The sequence below is a fragment of the Sphingomonas morindae genome, from assembly GCF_023822065.1.
Taxonomy (GTDB): Bacteria; Pseudomonadota; Alphaproteobacteria; order Sphingomonadales; family Sphingomonadaceae; genus Solisphingomonas; species Solisphingomonas morindae.
This window is the reverse complement of sequence record NZ_CP084930.1, coordinates 1743167-1761686: the sequence shown is the minus strand read 5'-3', so window position 1 is coordinate 1761686 and position 18520 is coordinate 1743167. Positions and strand designations below refer to the sequence as shown.

At 69.5% G+C, this 18520-nt stretch carries 17 protein-coding genes; 8 read left to right on the top strand and 9 right to left on the bottom strand.

Annotation, left to right across the window (positions count from 1 at the left end):
* Nucleotides 1-18 precede the first annotated feature (18 nt).
* Both LHA26_RS08510 and epsC read right to left on the bottom strand, forming a co-directional pair.
* Nucleotides 19-363: a DUF2794 domain-containing protein gene (locus LHA26_RS08510; RefSeq protein WP_252165201.1), complete on the bottom strand. Its 345-nt coding sequence runs from the start codon at nucleotides 361-363 to the stop codon at nucleotides 19-21.
* Nucleotides 360-1040 (bottom strand): serine O-acetyltransferase EpsC, encoded by a 681-nt coding sequence (epsC, locus tag LHA26_RS08505; protein WP_252165200.1) that lies wholly within the window; start codon nucleotides 1038-1040, stop codon nucleotides 360-362. The genes LHA26_RS08510 and epsC overlap by 4 nt, the downstream gene beginning before the upstream one ends.
* Before the next feature lie 183 nt (nucleotides 1041-1223).
* Here epsC and LHA26_RS08500 point away from each other — a divergent pair, with 183 nt between their 5' ends.
* Entirely contained in the window at nucleotides 1224-2135 is a 912-nt protein-coding gene (locus LHA26_RS08500; RefSeq protein WP_252165199.1) for a hydrogen peroxide-inducible genes activator, read from the top strand.
* A 4-nt stretch (nucleotides 2136-2139) separates the two neighbouring features.
* On the opposite strand, the gene LHA26_RS08495 is transcribed toward LHA26_RS08500, so the two are convergent.
* The 3 genes from LHA26_RS08495 to pgsA are packed head-to-tail and all read right to left on the bottom strand — an operon-like array spanning nucleotide 2140 to nucleotide 3412.
* On the bottom strand, nucleotides 2140-2589 hold the full coding sequence (locus LHA26_RS08495) for a molybdenum cofactor biosynthesis protein MoaE (RefSeq protein WP_252165198.1): 450 nt from the start codon (nucleotides 2587-2589) through the stop codon (nucleotides 2140-2142).
* On the bottom strand, nucleotides 2586-2843 hold the full coding sequence (gene moaD, locus LHA26_RS08490; RefSeq protein WP_252165197.1) for a molybdopterin converting factor subunit 1: 258 nt from the start codon (nucleotides 2841-2843) through the stop codon (nucleotides 2586-2588). The genes LHA26_RS08495 and moaD overlap by 4 nt, the downstream gene beginning before the upstream one ends.
* A complete protein-coding gene (pgsA, locus tag LHA26_RS08485; protein WP_252165196.1) occupies nucleotides 2843-3412 on the bottom strand; it encodes a CDP-diacylglycerol--glycerol-3-phosphate 3-phosphatidyltransferase in 570 nt (189 codons plus the stop codon). The genes moaD and pgsA overlap by 1 nt, the downstream gene beginning before the upstream one ends.
* 148 nt (nucleotides 3413-3560) lie before the next feature.
* On the opposite strand from pgsA, the gene LHA26_RS08480 reads away from it, so the two are divergent.
* A complete protein-coding gene (locus LHA26_RS08480; RefSeq protein ID WP_252168330.1) occupies nucleotides 3561-4841 on the top strand; it encodes an MFS transporter in 1281 nt (426 codons plus the stop codon).
* Here LHA26_RS08480 and LHA26_RS08475 read toward each other — a convergent pair.
* Nucleotides 4828-5070, bottom strand: coding sequence for a hypothetical protein (locus LHA26_RS08475; RefSeq protein ID WP_252165195.1), 243 nt, complete (start codon nucleotides 5068-5070; stop codon nucleotides 4828-4830). The two genes, LHA26_RS08480 and LHA26_RS08475, sit on opposite strands and share 14 nt — an antisense overlap.
* 121 nt (nucleotides 5071-5191) lie before the next feature.
* Between LHA26_RS08475 and LHA26_RS08470 the strand changes: the two genes are divergently transcribed.
* On the top strand, nucleotides 5192-5395 hold the full coding sequence (locus LHA26_RS08470; protein WP_252165194.1) for a hypervirulence associated TUDOR domain-containing protein: 204 nt from the start codon (nucleotides 5192-5194) through the stop codon (nucleotides 5393-5395).
* A gap of 24 nt (nucleotides 5396-5419) precedes the next feature.
* On the opposite strand, the gene LHA26_RS08465 is transcribed toward LHA26_RS08470, so the two are convergent.
* The 3 genes from LHA26_RS08465 to LHA26_RS08455 all read right to left on the bottom strand — a co-directional run bounded on the left by LHA26_RS08465 (nucleotide 5420) and on the right by LHA26_RS08455 (nucleotide 11451).
* The gene (locus tag LHA26_RS08465; protein WP_252165193.1) at nucleotides 5420-7474 is read right to left on the bottom strand and encodes an NAD(+) synthase; all 2055 of its coding nucleotides are present in this window, start codon (nucleotides 7472-7474) and stop codon (nucleotides 5420-5422) included.
* 642 nt (nucleotides 7475-8116) lie between these two features.
* The gene (locus LHA26_RS08460; protein ID WP_252165192.1) at nucleotides 8117-10342 is read right to left on the bottom strand and encodes an EAL domain-containing protein; all 2226 of its coding nucleotides are present in this window, start codon (nucleotides 10340-10342) and stop codon (nucleotides 8117-8119) included.
* Between the two features lie 197 nt (nucleotides 10343-10539).
* Nucleotides 10540-11451: a LysR substrate-binding domain-containing protein gene (locus LHA26_RS08455; protein ID WP_252165191.1), complete on the bottom strand. Its 912-nt coding sequence runs from the start codon at nucleotides 11449-11451 to the stop codon at nucleotides 10540-10542.
* Between the two features lie 364 nt (nucleotides 11452-11815).
* On the opposite strand from LHA26_RS08455, the gene LHA26_RS08450 reads away from it, so the two are divergent.
* From LHA26_RS08450 to thyA, 5 genes are all read left to right on the top strand, one after another.
* Nucleotides 11816-13102, top strand: a complete 1287-nt coding sequence (locus tag LHA26_RS08450; protein WP_252165190.1) for an N-acetylmuramoyl-L-alanine amidase — start codon at nucleotides 11816-11818, stop codon at nucleotides 13100-13102.
* 61 nt (nucleotides 13103-13163) lie between these two features.
* A complete protein-coding gene (locus LHA26_RS08445; protein ID WP_252165189.1) occupies nucleotides 13164-15650 on the top strand; it encodes a penicillin-binding protein 1A in 2487 nt (828 codons plus the stop codon).
* 92 nt (nucleotides 15651-15742) lie between these two features.
* A complete protein-coding gene (gene prfB, locus LHA26_RS08440) occupies nucleotides 15743-16870 on the top strand; it encodes a peptide chain release factor 2 (RefSeq protein WP_252168261.1) in 1128 nt (375 codons plus the stop codon).
* A gap of 20 nt (nucleotides 16871-16890) precedes the next feature.
* Complete coding sequence (locus tag LHA26_RS08435; protein WP_437441251.1) at nucleotides 16891-17592, top strand: class I SAM-dependent methyltransferase; 702 nt, start codon at nucleotides 16891-16893, stop codon at nucleotides 17590-17592.
* Nucleotides 17589-18497: a thymidylate synthase gene (gene thyA / locus LHA26_RS08430; protein ID WP_302898060.1), complete on the top strand. Its 909-nt coding sequence runs from the start codon at nucleotides 17589-17591 to the stop codon at nucleotides 18495-18497. The genes LHA26_RS08435 and thyA overlap by 4 nt, the downstream gene beginning before the upstream one ends.
* Nucleotides 18498-18520: the final 23 nt, after the last annotated feature.

The window sequence follows — 18520 nt, the reverse complement described above, 5'->3', positions numbered from 1 at the left end:
CGGCGGCGGGCGCCGCGCCTAGTCGTCGATCGTCTTGAGCAGCCGCCGCTCGACGGGCGCGAGCACCGAGCGGAGATCGTGCCCGCGCTTCACCACCGCGCCATGTTCCGCCACCAGCGCCCACATGCCCTGGCGCTGGCGCAGCGCGGGGCGCTTCTCGATACGGAATTCGGGCCGTTCGGCGGTGCGGCGAAAGGCCGAGAAGACGGCCGTCTCGCGCCCCATATCGATGGCATAATCCTTCCACAGCCCAGCCGCGACCATGCGTCCGTAGAGATCGAGGATGTGCATCAGTTCGGCGCGCTCGAAACCGATCTGGCCGGGCCGGGGCGCGCCGGGAAACGGCGTGACGACCGCGCTCACGCCCGCTCGCGGCCCTGATCGTCGCGTTCGCGGATCAGCGCGTCGATCTGCTTGCGCAGCGCCTCGATCTCGCAGCGCATCGCATCCAGCCGCTGGCCGGCCGGATCAGCGCGTTCGCCGCACGGCGTGCCATAGGGGGTGAAGCGCTGATATTCGACCGCATCGACCAGCGTCTGCCGCGCCGGAATGCCCACCATCGTCGCGCCGGCGGGGACATCGCGCGTGACGACCGCATTGGCGCCGACGCGCGCGCCCTCGCCCACCGTGATCGGCCCGAGCACCTGCGCGCCCGATCCGATCACCGCGCCCTCGAGGATCGTGGGGTGGCGCTTGCCGGCCTCGCCATTGACCGGATTGGTGCCGCCGAGCGTGACATTCTGGTAGATGGTGACGTTGTCGCCGATCAGCGCGGTCTCGCCGATCACGGTGAAGCCATGATCGATGAAGAAATTGCGCCCGATCGTCGCGCCCGGATGGATGTCGATCGCGGTGAGGAAGCGCGACAGGTGATTGACCGCGCGCGCGAGGAAGAAAAAGTCCGCGCGGAACAGGGCATGCGCGATGCGATGCCAGAACAGCGCCCACACGCCGGGATAGAGGAGGATCTCCCAGCGCGAGCGGGGCGCGGGGTCACGCGCCTTGATCGAATCGAGATAGGCGATCAGACGGCGACCCATGCGGCAATCCCCTTAGCGACGCGGCGACATAGTGCGTCGCCGCGCCATTTACGAGTCCGCGGCGCGGGGCCCGTCCCCTTCCGGGCGATGCTTGGCCATGCCGCCGCGGGCATGATACAGCGCCTCGATCGATCCGTCGCGGTTGATCGCCCTGGTCCCGCTTACGGAAAGCCTGTCCGCTCGATGAGCATCTATCTGCCCACGCTGAAGCAGCTCCAATATCTGGTGGCGCTGCATGAGCATGGCCATTTCGGCAACGCCGCCGAAGCCTGTTTCGTCACCCAGTCGACGCTCTCGGCGGGGCTGCGCGAGCTGGAATCGCTGCTCGGCCTGACCCTGGTGGAGCGGACCCGGCGCGTGGTGCGCTTCACCCCGGTCGGCGAACGCATCGCGCTCCAGGCGCGGCGCGTGCTGGCCGAGGCGGAGACGCTCACCGATCTCGCGCGGGCGGCGGGCAAGCCGCTTTCCGGCGAGCTGCGCATGGGCGTGATCCCCACCATTGCGCCCTTCCTGCTGCCCCAGCTGCTGCCGCGCCTGCGGAACGAATGGCCCGATCTCAAGCTCTATCTGCGCGAGGAGGTGACGGGCCAGGCTTGCGATTCGCTGGCGCGCGGTCGGCTGGATTGCGTGCTGCTGGCGCTGCCCTATCGCTGCGGCGACGTGGAGACCGCCGATCTGTTCGAGGATCGGCTGCACGTGGCGCTGGCGGAGGGCGAAAAGGCGGCCGCCGCGCCGATGATCGCCCCCGCCGATATCGACGAGCATCGCCTGCTGCTGCTCGAGGATGGCCATTGCCTGAAGGACCATGCGCTCGCCGCGTGCAACCGGCCGGAGCTGGCGAGCGAGGCGGCGATGCTCGGCACCTCGCTCCACACGCTGGTGCAGATGGTGGACAATGGGCTGGGCATGACGCTGCTGCCGGAAATGGCGATCCGCGCCGGCATCCTCAACGGCACCAGCGTCACCACCCGGCCGCTCGCCGCCGATCACCCCTCGCGGCGGATCGCGCTCGCCTGGCGCAAGGGCTCGCCGCGCGCCAAGGAATTTCAGCTGCTCGCGGCGGCGCTGAAAAGCGCGGCGACCGGCGCCGCCTGACGGATCAGCGCCGCAGCCAGCGGGCGGCGGCGCTGTCATCCTCGGCGCGGGCCTCGATCCAGCGCGTGCCGCCGTCGGCGCCGATCTCCTGCTTCCAGAAGGGCGCGCGCGTCTTCGCCCAGTCGATCAGAAAGGCGCAGGCTTCGAGCGCGGCGGCGCGGTGGCGCGCGGCGGTGGCGACCAGCACGATCCGCGCGCCGGGCGCGAGCCTGCCATGGCGGTGCAGCAGCGTGGCGCCCAGCAGCGACCAGCGCGCCATGGCCTCCGCGCCGATCGCCTCGAGCTGGCGCACGGCCATGGCGGGGTGGGTTTCGAGATAGAGCGCGGCCAGCCCATCGCCCCCGCGCACCACGCCGGTGAAGCTGGCGACGCCGCCGCCGCCCAGCGACTCGAGCCGGGCGAGTTCGGCGCCGACATCGAAATCCGCCTCCTGCGCGGCCACGCGCAGGCTCATCCGCCCGTCACCGGCGGGAAGATGGCAAGTTCGCGCGCGCCGTCGAGCGGCGCGTCGGGGCCGACGAAGGCCTGGTCCAGCGCGTAGCGCAGCCGCGCGAGATCGCCCAGCGCCTCGGCATAGCCGCCCCCGCGCGAGGCGAGCCAGCCCACCACGCCGGCCACGTCCATGATGCCGGCGGGCACGTCCAGCGCCTCGCCGTCGCGGCCGATCTTCTCGCGCACCCAGGCGAAATAGAGGATGGTCAGGGTCATCAATCCATATGCCTCAAGCCGATGCGGAGATAATCCCAGCCGGTGACGATGGTCAGCGCGGCCGCGCCCCAGAGCGAGGCGAGGCCGAGATCGTGGATCCAGGGCTGGCGCGGCAGCGCGCCCGCCAGGATCAGCGCACCGAGCGCGATCATTTGGAAGGTCGTCTTCCATTTGGCGAGTCGCGACACCGGCACCGACACCGCCACCCCCGCCAGGAATTCGCGCAGGCCGGATACGGCGATCTCGCGCAGCAGGATGACCAAAGCCGCGATGACATGCCAGCCCGCCACCACCGGATGGCCGCCGATCGCCTGCTCGGTCGAGATCAGCATCACGATCACCGCCGCCACCATGATCTTGTCGGCGATGGGATCGAGGAAGATGCCGAGACGCGAGACGGCGCCCTGCGCGCGCGCCAGATAGCCATCGAAATAGTCGGTGATGCCGGCGATGCAGTAGAGCAGGAAGGCGAGCAGATAGCCCAGCCAGCCCGGATGCCAGAGCAGCCCCACCAGGATCGGCACCGCGAAGATGCGGGACAAGGTGAGGAGATTGGGGAGGCTCAGCATCGCCGCAGTCCTAGGACGCCGGCCGGGGCACCGCAATGGCACGGTTCCCGCCGCCGCCGCGCGGCGTGTGGCGCTTGCGGTTTGGCAGGCGGCGCGCGCTGCGCTAATGGAGCGGCATCCGGAGCAGGACGGGGCCATCCTCCACCTCATGCAGCTTTCATTGACGCTCCTCCTGCGACGACGCTTTCTGCCGTTGTTCGTGACGCAGGCCCTCGGGGCATTCAACGATCACCTTTTCAAGACCGCGATGGTGATGCTCGTCACCTATCGCGTCTTTTCCGACGAGCATCGCGAGGCCGCCTTCAACGCGCTGGCCAACGGCCTCTACATCCTCCCCTTCTTCCTCTTCTCCGCGCTGGCCGGCCAGCTCGCCGATTGCCGCGACAAGGCGATGGTGATTCGCTGGGTCAAATCGATCGAGATCGCGATCATGCTGGTCGGCGCGGCCGGGCTGCTCTTCCATTCGGTGACGCTGCTGCTCTTCGCGCTGTTCGCCATGGGCATGCACTCCACCTTTTTCGGCCCGATCAAATATGCGCTGCTGCCCCAGCATCTCCGGCCAGACGAGGTGCTGGGCGGGACCGGGCTGATCGAGGCGGGCACCTATACGGCGGTGCTGATCGGCATTCTCGTCGGCGGCATCATCCCGCCGGCCGCCGCCGCCGCGCTGGTGCTGGCGATCGCGCTGATCGGCCGCCTGACCAGCCGCCATGTGCCCGCCGCGCCGCCGGTGGTGGAAGGCCGCCCGCTGGATTTCCACATCGTCCGCGCCTCGATCCGGCTGGTCTCGGAAACGCTGCACGTGCCGCGCCTGCTGCTCGCGGTGCTGGCGATCAGCGTCTTCTGGATGCAGGCGGCGATCCTCGGCACGCTGTTCGTGCCGCTGGTCAAGAATGTGCTCGAGGCGGATCAGTCGGTCGCCACGCTGTTCCTCGCCGTCTTCTCGATCGGCGTGGCGATCGGCTCGCTCGCGATCAACCGGCTGCTCGGCGGCGCCGTCTCGGCGCGCTACGCGCCGGCGGCGGCGCTCGTGATGGGGCTGTTCCTGCTCGATCTCCACCAGGTCGCCGCGGGCTGGCACGCGCCCGACGACATGACCGGGGTCTCGGCCTTCCTCGCCATGCCCAAGGCGCCGCACATGCTGATCGATCTGCTCGGCGTCGCGATCTTCGGGGGCATGTTCGTGGTGCCGCTCTACGCCTTTCTCACCACCACGGTGGACAAGCTCCACACCGCGCGCACCGTGGCCGCCAACAATATCGTCAATTCGGGCGCCATGGTGATCGGCGCCTGCCTGTTCGCGGGGCTGTTGCGGCTGGGCGTGCCGGTGGCGGATACGCTGCTGGTGGTGGCGGCGGGCAGCCTTGCCGCCGCGCTGCTCGCCTGGCGCCTGCACCGCGCCTGCGCGGCCGCGCTCAGCTCAGCATGACGAAGAAGAAGATCAGGCCGCACAGATAGGCGGTCGCCAGGAAGCGCAGATCCGCCGCGCTCAGCCACGGCGCGCGCGCCGGCGCCGGCACAGGCGCGGGCGCCATGGTCCGGGCCAGCAGCGGATGGCGACGCGCCCGGCGGCGACCGAAGCGACGCAGCGGCGGTCGTCCGGCCGGCTGGAAAAGGCGGGGCGCGGCTGGGCTGAAGCGGACGGGCGACTGGCTCATGCTCAAGTCTTAACAACTTGCTAACCCTTTGGCGCCCGCCGCGCGGCGCCGCCATCCCGGGCTGGCACAGGAACGCCCGCTGGCCCCGCGTGTTGATCCACAGCATAGTGGGAGACGGATCATGGCGGACATCAAGACCGGCGATCATGTGACGTGGAACAGCCATGGCGGCCAGGCCGAGGGCACGGTGAAGAAAAAGCTCACCAAGGACGCCAAGGTCTCCGGCCATCAGGTCCGCGCCTCCTCCGACGATCCGCAATTCGTGGTCGAGACGGACAAGGGCAAGCAGGCGGCGCACAAGCCGAGCGCGCTGCACAAGGGCTGAGCCGCCCGCACGCGCGGCGGCGGCTCAGCGCTCGGGAATGGCTTCCATCCCCGCGAGCCACGCCGCCGCCGTGCCGTCGGCGGGCGCGCGCCAGTCCCCGCGCGGGCTGAGCGCGCCGCCGCTCGAGACTTTCGGCCCGTTCGGGATCGCCGAGCGCTTGAACTGGCTCATGCCGAAGAAGCGGCGCAGGAACAGTGCCAGCCAATGGCGGATCGTGGCCAGATCATAGGCGACGCGCTTGGCCTCGGGCACGCCGTCCGGCCAATGCCCCGCCGCGGCGTCGCGCCAGGCGTGCCAGGCGAGAAAGGCGGTCTTGGCCGGGCTCATCCCGAAGCGCACGATATGATGCAGGAAGAAATCGTTCAGCGCATAGGGGCCGATCTTGTCCTCGGTGCTCTGCAGCCCGCCCTCGGCGTCGGCCGGCACCAGCTCCGGGCTGATCTCGGTGGCGAGGATCGCCTCCAGCACGGCATTGGTGGCCGGATCATATTGGCCGGTCGCGATGCACCAGCGGATCAGGAACTGGATCAGCGTCTTGGGCACGCCGGCATTGACGGCGTAATGGCTCATCTGATCGCCCACGCCATAGGTGCACCAGCCGAGCGCCAGCTCCGACAGATCGCCCGTGCCCAGCACCAGCCCCTCGCGCTGGTTCGCGAGGCGGAACAGATAATCGGTGCGCAGCCCGGCCTGCACATTCTCGAAGGTCACGTCATAGACAGGCTCGCCCCGCCCGAAGGGATGGTCCATGTCGGCGAGCATCTGGCGCGCGGCCGGACGGATGTCGATCTCGTCGGCGGCGATGCCGAGCGCGCGCATCAGCGCCCAGGCATTGCCCTTGGTCGCCTCGCCCGTGGCGAAACCGGGCATGGTGAAGCCGAGAATGTCCGCGCGGGATCGGCCGAGCCGATCGAAGGCCTTGGCCGCCACGATCAGGGCATGGGTGGAATCGAGCCCGCCCGAAACGCCGATCACCAGCCGGCGCGCACCCGAGGCGGCGAGCCTTTTGGCCAGCCCTTCCACCTGGATGTTGAACGCCTCGTAGCAATCCTCGTCGAGCCGCGCCGGATCGGCGGGCACGAAGGGGAAGCGCGCGGTGGCGCGGGCGAAGCCGATATCCGCCGGCGCCACGCCATGATGAAAGGCGATGCGACGCACGCGCTGCTCGGGATGGCAGAGGCGCTGGGCGGCATCGTTGAAGGTGCCGAAGCGCATCCGCTCGGCGGCGAGCCGGCCGGCATCGACATCGGCGACGAGCAGCCCCGGCGCGTGCGCGAAGCGCGGCCCCTCGGCGAGCGGAATGCCCAGCTCGTAGATGAAGGATTGCCCGTCCCAGGCGAGATCGGTCGTGCTCTCGCCCGGACCGGCGGCCGAGAAGACATAGGCGGAGACGGTGCGCGCCGAATGGGCGGCGGCGAGCATGGCGCGATCACGCGCCTTGCCGATCGTCACATTGGACGCGGAGAGGTTGCAGAGGATCAGCGCGCCGGCCAGCGCCGTCTCGGTGGACGGCGGGATCGGCGCCCAGAAATCCTCGCAGGTTTCCACCGCGAACAGGAAATGCGGCAGATCCTCCGCGGCGAACAGCAGATCGGCGCCGAACGGCGCATCCTGCCCGGCCAGCGCGATCCGCTGGCCGACCAGCCCCGCGCCGCTGGCGAACCAGCGCTTCTCGTAATATTCGCGGTAGTTGGGCAGGAAGATCTTGGGCACCACGCCGAGCAGCCGCCCGCGATGCAGCACCAGCGCGCAATTATAGAGCCGGCCGTTGCGCCGCACCGGCGCGCCCACCACCAGCACCGGCGCCAGCGCCTCGGTGGCGACGAGCAGATCGGCCAGCGCCGCCTCGGTCGCCGCCAGCATCGCCTCCTGATGGTGAAGATCGTCGATCGCGTAGGAGGAGAGCGCCAGTTCGGGAAAGACCAGCAGATCGACCTGGCGCGCCGCCGCCGCCTCGGCCAGCGCGCGGATCGCCGCGCCATTGGCCGCGGGATCGCCGGCGGTGCCCGGCGGCGTCGCCGCCCCGACGCGGACGAAGCCATGGCTGTGAATCGCGCGGAACTCTGCTGCTGTCGCCATGTCCATTCTCCTGCCGGCTGGCTGTAGCGGGCACGGCGCGCGGGATCAAAGGGCGGCGCGGGCGCTTCCCGGCCGGGGCGGGATACAGCGTGGCCGAGCCGCGCCGGACACAAAAAAGGCCTCGCCGCGAAGCGAGGCCTTTTTCAATCCCGAAAGTGGGTCAGCCCTTAACGACGCCACCACCCCACTGGATGAAGCTCACGAAGCGCATGGCCTTCTCCTTTTGATCGCGGCCATCCCCAGCCGCTGACCATTTGATGCCAGCCCAGAAGTTGGTTAGCAACTGGTTAAGTATATTTGCCAGTCAACTTGGACCAGATCCCATTTCGGGGCAGGGGTCGCCGGCAAGTCCTTCTCGGCGCTGGACATGACAAGCCGCGGCCGCCAGACCTAATGTCCGGCACCGTCGCGCCCCGCACGAAGTTGTGCGTCAAACATGTGACAGAGACTGGTCAGAAAAAAGGCCCCGCCGGCAGGGCGGGGCCTTTCCTGACCTAGTGTTGGCTCAGCCCTTAACGACGCCGCCGCCCCACTGGATGAAGCTCACGAAGCTCATCTCTCATTCCCCAGTTACACACACGGCCGAACTGGCCGCGAACCGGTCTTTGGCAGAGTAAAGCTTAGTTAGCAAGACATTAAGGATCAGGCGGCTTGTCGACGTTCGGCTAATAGACGGCGCGCCAGATCCTGGAAGCTCATCGGCCGGCCGATATGGAAGCCCTGGGCGATGTCGCAGTGAAGGTCAGCCAGCTTGATGAGCACCTCTTCACTTTCCACGCCTTCCGCGACAACGGCGTGACCAAGCGAGTGGCCGAGCTGGATGGTCGAGTTGACCATCAGCAGGTCGCTGGAATTGTTGAGCATCGACTGCACGAAGACGCGATCGATCTTTATCTCGCTCGCGGGAATTTTCTTCAAATATTCCAAAGTCGAGAGACCGGTCCCATAATCGTCTATCGAGATCCGGACGCCGAGCGCGCGCAGCTCGTTGAGCGCTTCCAGGCTGCGGCCGCTGGTGAGAGTCGCGGTTTCGGTGATCTCCAGCGTCAGCAGGCTGGGCGACAGGGCGTGGCGCCGCAGCGCCTCGTCGACCATCGCCACGAGATCGCGCGATTCGAGCAGCCGCGCCGACAGATTGACGGCGATGCCGAAGACGAAGCCGTGCGCGTTGATGGTCGCGGCGGCGAGCACCGCGCGCTCCAGCACATGGCGCGTCAGCTTCTCGATTCGGTTGTGCTGCTCGGCGGCGGAGACGAATTCCAGCGGGCTGATCGCCCCCTTTTCGGGATGCGTCCAGCGCACCAGCGCCTCGGCGCCGATCAGCCGGCGCGACAGAAGATCGAGCTTGGGCTGATAGGCGACCCAGATATGGCCATCGTCGATCGCGGCATCCAATTGGCTGAGCAGCGACAGCTTCCACGCCGCCTCGACCAGCCGGGTCGAATCGAACAATCGCCACTTGCCGCCCTCGACCGCCGCCTCCCCCGCCGCGACCAGCGCGCTGCCGAGCCGGTTGGCGAGCGATCGCGAGCCGTCATCGTCGACGCCGAAGGTGAGCGACAGGTCCAGCGGCTGGCCGCCGACCGTCACCGGGGTGCGGAACAGCGCGTGGAGCGCGTTGAGATCGTCGCCGATGCGCTCGGCCTCCTCGGCCGCGAGCCAGGCGAACACGCCATTGTCGCCCTGGTAGAGTTCGGCCTGCGCGGCGCCCAGCCGCAGCCGGCCGGCGATCTGCTCGATCAGCTCGGCCTCGGCGCTGGCCGGCAGGGTGGCGATGGCATCGGCGAAATTATGCACATGCGCCACCACCAGCCGGTGATCGCCATGGTTGGGCAGCGCCCGCAGCGCCGACAGATTGGCGAGACCCGACACCGCATTGGTGGTGCCGCGCCGGCGCATCAGCTCGCGGCCGCCGGCGATGATTTCGGCCAGCAGCATCACCAGCAGCAACCCCAGCGCGGGGACGACCGACATATAGACGCCCGGCGGCAACAGCACCGCGAGCAGCGGCAGCCCGATGGCGAGCGCGGCGAGCAGCGCGATCCGCCCCGCGCGGCGCCGCACCAGGGTGATCGCCAGCGCCAGCGCCGCCGCCACCGTCAGCAGCGGCAGCGCGCCGAGTTCGGTGGGCACGCCATCGAGCAACGTCTCGGCGCCGAGCGCCATGATGAAGATCGTGGCGATCCGCCCATAGGGCTTGAAGAGGAAGTAGTTGGGCACCTGCTCGGAATTGGCGCCGACGATCACCGCGCGCCCGGCCACGCGCTTGGCGGGCACGGTGCCGCGCAGCACGTCGATCAGGGCGACATGGGGGATGGTGCGCAGCGCCACCGAGCCATCGACCGGGAACAGGCCTTCGGCGGGGGTGGGGATGCCGGCCATCTCGGCGGCGCCGCCGCGCACATAATGGCCATCGATCCGCATGCCGAGCGGCAGATCCCAGACATGGCCCGATTCATCGAAAGGCACGTTCATCAGCGCCAGCCGCGCCGCGCTGGCGAAGGCGGCGATCGGCATCACGATATGGCGGTTGCCGGCGCCGTCCTCGACGAAATGGACCGACACCGCCGTCTGCGCGGCGTGGCGGCGCAAGGCGGCGGCGAAGGCATCGTCCTCGCCCGGCGTCTGCACCGACGAGAAATCGAGATCGAAGAAGACCCGTGCCGCGCCCATGGCGTAGAGCCGATCGAGCAGGCGGGCATAGGTGCCGCGCGGGATCGGCCACTGTCCCACGCCTTCGAGCGTGCGGTCGTCGATTTCGACGACGAGCATCCGGTTGGACGCGGGGCGATCATGCAGCTTCCACTGGAGCTGGCGCAGCCATTGCTCGCGCGGCTGGGGCAGCAGCAGCACCAATCCGAATAGCATTGCGCCCACCCAGCGCCGCAGGCGGGGCGAAGCGATGATCGATCGAAACCGATCCGAAGGCGCGGGGGCGTCTTTCATCTGCTATCCGTCAGCAGGACAATGCCACGCAAAGAGTTAGCAAAAGCGTAAATTGGACGAACGTATGTCCCTGTTTGGACGGGCGGCGTTAAAACCATGCTCCGGCGCCGCGCCACGCCTCAGCCGCCTGCGCCATCGCGCGCCAGTTCCGCGCGAATCCATTCTCCGAACCGGCGGATCTTGAGCACGGCCTGACGATGTTCCTGATAAACAAGCCAATAACCATAGCCGGCCGGCGCGACGGGGGAGAAGGGGCAAATTAACCGGCCCTCGGCGATTTCCTTACGCCATAGAAACGGTGTCAGAATGGCGAAACCATGGCCGGCCATGGCGGCGGCGGCCTCGTGCGCCTGGCTGTCCAGCCGCACCCCGACGGCGGGCGGCGGCGGCGGATCGACCCCCATGGCGGCGAACCACAGGCCCCACCAGGGATCGTCCGCGCCGAGCCGGGGCTCGCGGCGCAGCGCGTCCGGATCGGGGGGGCCGCCGCGCGCCGCCAGCAGCGCCGGCGCGCACATCGGCGCGAAGGCGATCGGCAGCAGCTTCTCGGCCCGCAGCCCGGGCCAGGCGCCCCAGCCGCTGCGCACCCCGACATCGATGTCCTCGCGCGCGAAGTCGACCACCGCATTGGCGGTGCGCAGCCGCACGCCCAGATCCGGCCAGGCGAGCTGGAAGCCGCCGATCCGCGCCGCCAGCCAGGCATGGGCGAAGGCCTGTGCGCTGCTGATGGTGAGCAGCCGGTCCGATTCGGCGCGCGCGCCGGCAAAGGCGTCGTCGATCTGGTCGAACGCCGTGGAGAGGCGCTCGGCGATGCGGCGGCCGGTGGCGGTAAGCGTGACGCGCCGGCGCGCCCGCGCGAACAGCGCCACGCCCAGGCGAGTCTCCAAAGCCTTGATCTGATAGCTGACGGCCGCCTGGGTCATCGCCAGCTCGGCGGCGGCGGCCGTGAAGTTCTCGTGCCGGGCGGCGGCCTCGAACACGCGAACCGCCGCGAGCGGAGGCAGGCGTCGCATCGGGGCGATGATAAGCATGGCTTGTGATCCACGTCTATCTCTCGATTGGCGTCAAACTCTGCGAATCTGCATCGTCTCCAACAGTTTCATCACCAGATTGGAGGCCTTTATGCGCGATACGCCGGAGGATTTGCGCGCCTGGGCGGATCATCACCACTTATGGTCCGCCTGGCTGGCGCGGCTCTGCGCCCGGCTGGCGCGCCGCCCACCGCCGGCGCCGCGTCCCGGCCTGGGACAAAGGGGTGAATGTTAAGCTTTTTCGCGCTATGATCGCGCATCGCTGCGCCGGGCGCCGCCGCGTCGCCGCGCGGCCGGTTTTCGGCGTGACGTTCGACCATCGCTGGCACGGCGCACCGAAAGGCGCTGGGGCGAAAGGGGAGAGATGAGCAGTTCCGCCCTATTCGCAGCGGTATGGAGCCGGATTCGCGCCGGGCTGTCGCTCGGCCCGCTGGCTTTGTTGGCGCTCGCCACCCCCGCCGCGGCCGCGCGAATCACCGCGCTGCGCATCGCGGACGATGGCGTGCTGCGCATCCAGTTCGACGAGGCGGTGCAAGGCGCGCGGGCCTTTGTGCTGGCGGCGCCCTGCCGGCTGGCGGTCGATCTCGGCGGCATCACGGGCGCCGTGCCGCGCGCCCAGGGCGGCCCGGTGGTGCAGACGCGGATCGGCACGCCGCGCCCCGGCACCACGCGGCTGGTCTTCGATCTCACCGGCCCCGCGATCGTCCGCCAGGCCAGGCTCGATCCCGATGGCCGCACGCTGACGCTGCGCCTCGCCGCCGTCACCACGCGCGAATTCGGCGCCGAGGCGCGTGCCGGGATCCGCAGCTATGGCGAGCCGATGGCGCTGCTCGGCGCCGATAGCGCCGCCGCGCGCGCCGCGCCGGGCGGCGGCGTCACCGTGCCGCTCGATCCGCCGATCCCCTATCCGCTCGCGCTGCCGCGGGTCGAAGGTCGCCGCGCCAAGCCGCTGGTCGTGATCGATGCCGGCCATGGCGGGCACGATCCGGGCTCGATCGCCGCCGATGGCCGGCAGGAGAAGGACGCGGCGCTCGGCATCGCGCGCGCGATCCGCGACGAGCTGCTCGCCGGCGGCCAGGTGCGCGTGGCGCTCACCCGCAGCGACGACCGCTTCCTCACGCTCGGCGAACGGCCGGCGATTGCGCGGCGGCTGGGCGCGGACCTGTTCATCTCGGTGCATGCCGACAGCGCGCCGGGCTCGGGCGCGCGCGGCGCCACCGTCTATACCCTGTCCGAGGTCGCCTCGGATCGGGTGGCGGCGCGGCTCGCCGCCAAGGAGAATCGCGCGGACATTCTCCACGGCGTCGATCTCGGCAGCCAGTCCAGCGACGTCTCCTCGATCCTGATCGATCTCACCCAGCGCGAGACGATGAACAGCTCGTCGCGCTTCGCCGACCTGCTGCAGCGCGAGCTCACCGGTCAGGGCGTGGAGTTCAAGACCAGCTATCACCGCTTCGCCGGGCTGGCGGTGCTCAAGGCGCCCGACGTGCCCGCGGTGCTGCTGGAAACGGGCTATATGTCGAGCCCCGAGGATCTCGATCGGCTTTTCTCGCGCGGCTATCGGCACGATATCGCGCGCGGCGTCAGCCGGGCGATCGAGGCGCATTTCGCGCGCCGCCTGGGCCATGATGATCTCGCCGCGCGCGAGTGACGCCGCCGCCTGATCGCAAGACCGGTTTCCATCGCCGTGCAAGCTGCTAGACCCCGGCGCGATGGACGATGAGGGCGAGAATGGGGGCCGGATCCGGATTCGGCAGCTGGGCGGCGGGCGGCGCTGGGGCTGGCTGCGCGGCCGCTGGGTGAAGGCGCTGGCGGCGCTGGCGGGGCTGGTGCTGCTCGGCTGGCTGGCGATCTGGCTGGTGTTCGCGCGCGATCTGCCGTCCGCCGACACGCTGCTCAGCTATGAGCCGCCGCTGCCCACCAATATCCGCGATGTCAACGGCAACCCGCTCTACACCTATGCGCGCGAACGCCGGGTGGAGCTTGGCTTCGATGAATTCCCGCCGCTGCTCGTCTCGGCGTTCGTGTCCGCCGAGGACAAGAATTTCTTCTCCCACCACGGCGTCAACCCGCTCACCTTCGCCAATGGCGCGTTCGAATATGTGACCAAGATGGGCTCGGGCGAGCGCGCGCGGGGCGGCTCCACCATCACCCAGCAGGTCGCCAAGAATCTGCTGGTGGGCGACGAATATTCGGTGCGGCGCAAGGTGCGCGAGGCGATCCTCGCCATCCGCATCGAGATGACGCTCACCAAGCCCCAGATCATGGAGCTGTACCTCAACCAGATCTTCCTCGGGCGGAACGCCTATGGCGTGGAAGCGGCGGCGCAGGCCTATTTCGGCAAGGATGTGCGCGGCCTCACCCTGCCCGAAATGGCCTATCTCGCCATCCTGCCCAAGGCGCCGTCCAACTATACGCCCGAACATGATCTCGCCCGGGCGCTGGAGCGGCGCAGCTATGTGCTGCGCGAGATGCGCGCCAACGGCTATATCACCGCCGCGCAGCAGGCCGAGGCCGATGCGGCCCCGCTCGGCACCGTGCCGCGTGCGGCCCCGCGCCAGGATCGCGCGCCCGGCTATTTCACCGAGGAGGTGCGGCGCGAACTGATCGACAAGTTCGGCGAGAATGCCGCGGCCGGCCCGTATAGCGTCTATGCCGGCGGACTATGGGTGCGGACCTCGTTCGATGCCGAAAAGCAGGCGGCGGCGGAACAGGCGCTGCGCGACGGGCTGATGCGCTACGATGCGGGGCGCGGCTGGTCGGGCCCGAGCCGCCATATCGAACCCGGCGAGGGCTGGCAGGGCCGGCTGCTCGCCGCCAATGTCGGCGCGGGCTATGCCGATTGGAAGGCCGCCGTGGTGCTCGCCAAGCAGGGCGGCGCGGCCGAGATCGGCTTCGAGAACGGCACCACCGCCAGCCTGCCGGCCTGGGCGGCGGCGCTGCCCAAGCGCGGCGTCGGCGGCCGCGCCTTCGATTTCCTCAAGCCGGGCGACGTGATCGTGGTCAAGCAGGTGGAGGGCAGCTGGACGCTGCGCTCCCTCCCCGTGATCTCGGGCGGCATGGTGATCGAAAATCCGCACACCGGGCAGATCCTGGCGATGCAGGGTGGATGGGACTTCCGGGGCAACAGCTTCAACCGCGCCACCCAGGCGCTGCGCCAGCCGGGCTCCAGCTTCAAGCCGTTCGTCTACGCCGCCGCGCTGGACAATGGCATGACGCCCGCCTCGATCATCGTCGACGGACCCTTCTGCGTCTATCAGTCGGCCGCGCTCGGCACCAAATGCTTCCGCAACTTCTCGGGCGGCTATGCCGGCCCCAAGACGATGCGCTGGGGCGTGGAACAGTCGCGCAACCTGATGACGGTGCGCGCCGCCGCGCAGACCGGGATGGGCAAGATCGTCGCCCTGGCCAAGCGCGTGGGCATCGGCACCTATCCGCCCGTGCTGGCGATCGCGCTCGGCGCGGGCGAGACGACGGTGCAGCGCATGGTCTCGGGCTTCTCGACGATCGACAATCAGGGCCGCCGCATCCCCGCCACGCTGATCGACTTTGTGCAGGACCGGCGCGGCAAGGTGATCTGGCGCGCCGACGAGCGCCCCTGCGAGCGCTGCAACATGCCCGATTGGGACGGCCAGCCCATGCCGCGGCCCGGCCAGCGCCGCGGCAGCCAGGCGATCGACCCGCTCACCGCCTATCAGGTGCTGCACATATTGGAGGGCGTGGTCCAGCGCGGCACGGCGACGGTGCTGCGCGATCTCAACCGGCCGCTGTTCGGCAAGACGGGCACGACCACGGGGCCCACCAATGTGTGGTTCGTCGGCGGCTCGGCCGATCTCGTGGGCGGGGTCTATATCGGCTATGACAAGCCGCGCCCGCTCGGCGGCTTCGCCCAGGGCGGCACGATCGCCGCGCCGATCTTCAAGCAGTTCGCGGAGAAGGCGATGGCGGACATGCCGGTGGTGCCGTTCGTGGCGCCGCCGGGCATCCGCATGGTGCGGATCGATCGCATCACCGGCCGCCGCGTCTATGGCGGCTGGCCGGGCAGCGATCCCAAGGCGCCGATCATCTGGGAGGCGTTCAAGCCCGAGACCGAGCCGCGCCGCACCATCCAGCGCGGCCCCGTCAGCGCCGGCCCGGCGGCGGCGCCGCCCGCGCCACGCGACAGCGACTTCTTGCAGCGCCAAGGCGGCATCTACTAAAGCGCCCTGTTCTCAGGGCGGCGGTGCCGCCCCACATCCGTGCCCGAGTCCCCGTCCCGGCGGGGCCGGCCCACGAACCTGAAGGTGATACGATGCGCGCCGAAGCGCAGGCCCATGTCGAAACGATCAACGCCGCCCTGGCGCTGGTGCGCCGCTTCCTCGAATGGGAGCGCGCCTTGCGGCGGCTGGACGAGCTCAACGCCCGGGTCGAGGATCCGAGCCTGTGGAACGACGCCAAGGCGGCGCAGGCGCTGATGCGCGAGCGCCGGCGGCTGGACGAGTCGATCGCCGCCGTCCGCGCGATCGAGCGCGACCGCGACGATACGGTCGAGCTGATCGAGATGGCCGAGGCCGAGGGTGATGCCGAGATGGAGCGCGAGGCGCTCGCCAGCCTCGCCCAGCTCGCCGAGCGCGCCGAGGCCGACAAGGTGAAGGCGCTGCTCGCGGGCGAGGCCGATGCCAACAACACCTATATCGAGGTGAATGCGGGCGCCGGCGGCACCGAGAGCCAGGATTGGGCGGAGATGCTGCAGCGCATGTACACGCGCTGGGCCGAGCGCCACGGCATGAAGGTGGATCTGATCGACATCCATTCGGGCGAGCAGGCGGGGATCAAATCGGCCACGCTGATGCTGCGCGGCGAGAACGCCTATGGCTGGGCCAAGACAGAAAGCGGCGTGCACCGGCTGGTGCGGATCAGCCCCTATGACAGTTCGGCCCGGCGCCACACCAGCTTCGCCAGCGTCTGGGTCTATCCCGAGGTCGACGAGGACATCGACATCACGGTCGAGGACAAGGATCTCCGGATCGACACCTATCGCTCGTCCGGCGCGGGCGGCCAGCACATCAACACGACCGATTCGGCGGTGCGCATCACCCATCTGCCCACCGGCATCGTCGTCGCGTGCCAGAACCAGCGCTCGCAGCACAAGAACCGGGCCGAGGCGATGAAGCAGCTCAAGGCGCGGCTCTACGAGCATGAGCTGCGCAAGCGCGAGGAAGAGGCCAACGCCGTCAACGCCGCCAAGACCGATATCGGCTGGGGCCACCAGATCCGGTCCTATGTGCTCCAGCCCTATCAGCTGGTGAAGGATCTGCGCACCGGCGTGACCTCCACCTCGCCCGATTCGGTGCTCGACGGCGCGCTCGACCCGTTCATGGCGGCGGCGCTGTCGCAGCGCGTCACGGGCGAGAAGGTCGAGGTGGAGGATGTCGATTGAGGCGCGCCGCGCTCGGCCTGATGCTGGCGCTGGCGCCGCTCGCCGCCGGTTGCGATAGCAAGCGCGCCAAGGCGGCGGCCGGCGATGCCGGCTTCCCGCCGCCCGCGCGCCCGGTGGCGCGCATCGTCAGCGAGCGCTGGTCCACCGAGGCGGCGCGCGATCGCCTGGGCGAAGCGCGCGCGGTGATGGATCGCGCCGGCATCCGCCGCAACATGACGGTGGCGGATATCGGCGCGGGCGAGGGCTATTACACCGTCCGCCTCGCCGGGCGGGTCGAGCCCAAGGGCCGCGTGCTGGCCGAGGATGTGGAAAGCGCCACGCGCGACCGGCTGGCCGAGCGGGTGGCGCGCGAGCGGCTCGACAATGTGAGCGTCCGGCTCGGCCTGGCCGACGATCCGCGCCTGCCCGCCGCCAGCTTCGATCGCATCCTGATGATCCATATGTATCACGAGATCGCCCAGCCCTTCGCCTTTCTGTGGCGGATGCGCCCGGCGCTGCGCCCGGACGGGCTGGTGGTGGTGGTGGATCCCGATCGCGCGCCCGATCGCCACGGCATGCCGCCCGCCCTGCTGGATTGCGAGTTCCGCGCCGTCGGCTACGAGCGGGTGAGCCGCGCGCTGGTGCCCCAGGCGCAGGGCTATCTCACCCTCTACCGCGCCGTCGGGCCGCGCCCCGCGCCCGAGGCGATCCGCCCCTGCGACGCCGCCGGGCGCGTGCTGTGAGCGCCGCCGACACCGCCGCCGACGATCAATATCTGGCGCTGCTCCGCCAGATCATGGAGCAGGGCGATCGCCGCGTCGATCGTACCGGCGTCGGCACGCGCTCGCTGTTCGGCGCGATGGCGCGCTTCGATCTGAGCGGCGATCGCGTGCCGATCCTCACCACCAAGCGCGTCTCGTGGAAGACGGCGGTGAAGGAGATGCTCTGGTTTCTGAGCGGCGGCACCAATATCCGCGAGCTGATCGCGCAGAATGTGCGGATCTGGACCGACTGGCCGCTCGCCGCCTATCGCCGCGCCACCGGCGAGGCGATCGACCAGGCGCACTTCGAGCGGCGCATCCTCGCCGAGCCCGGCTTCGCCGAGCGCTGGGGCGATCTCGGCCCGGTCTATGGCAAGCAGTGGCGGCGCTGGCTCGGCCCCGACGGGCGCGAGCATGATCAGATCGCCACGGTGGTGGAGCTGCTGCGCACCGCGCCGGCCAGCCGCCGCATCCTCTTCCACGGCTGGAACGTGGCCGAGTTGGGCGGCATGGCGCTGCCGCCCTGTCACATGGTGTATCAATATCATGTCACCAGCGATGGGCGGCTCAACGGGCTGCTCTTCCAGCGCAGCGCCGATCATCTCCTGGGCACGCCCTTCAACTGGACCGGCGCGGCGGTGCTGCTGCGCATGCTCGCCGATCAGGCCGGGCTCCAGCCGGGCACGCTCGTCTGGATGGGCGGCGACGTGCATCTCTATCTCAACCATCTCGATCAGGCCGAGGCGCAGCTCGCCCGCGCCCCCCGGCCCGCGCCCCGGCTGAGGCTGCTGCGCCGGCCGGACAGCATCGATGGCTATCGGATCGAAGATTTCGCGCTCGACGGCTATGATCCCCATCCGGCGATCAAGGCCGAGGTGGCGGTGTAGCGCGCCCGGCGCGGCCGTTCTAA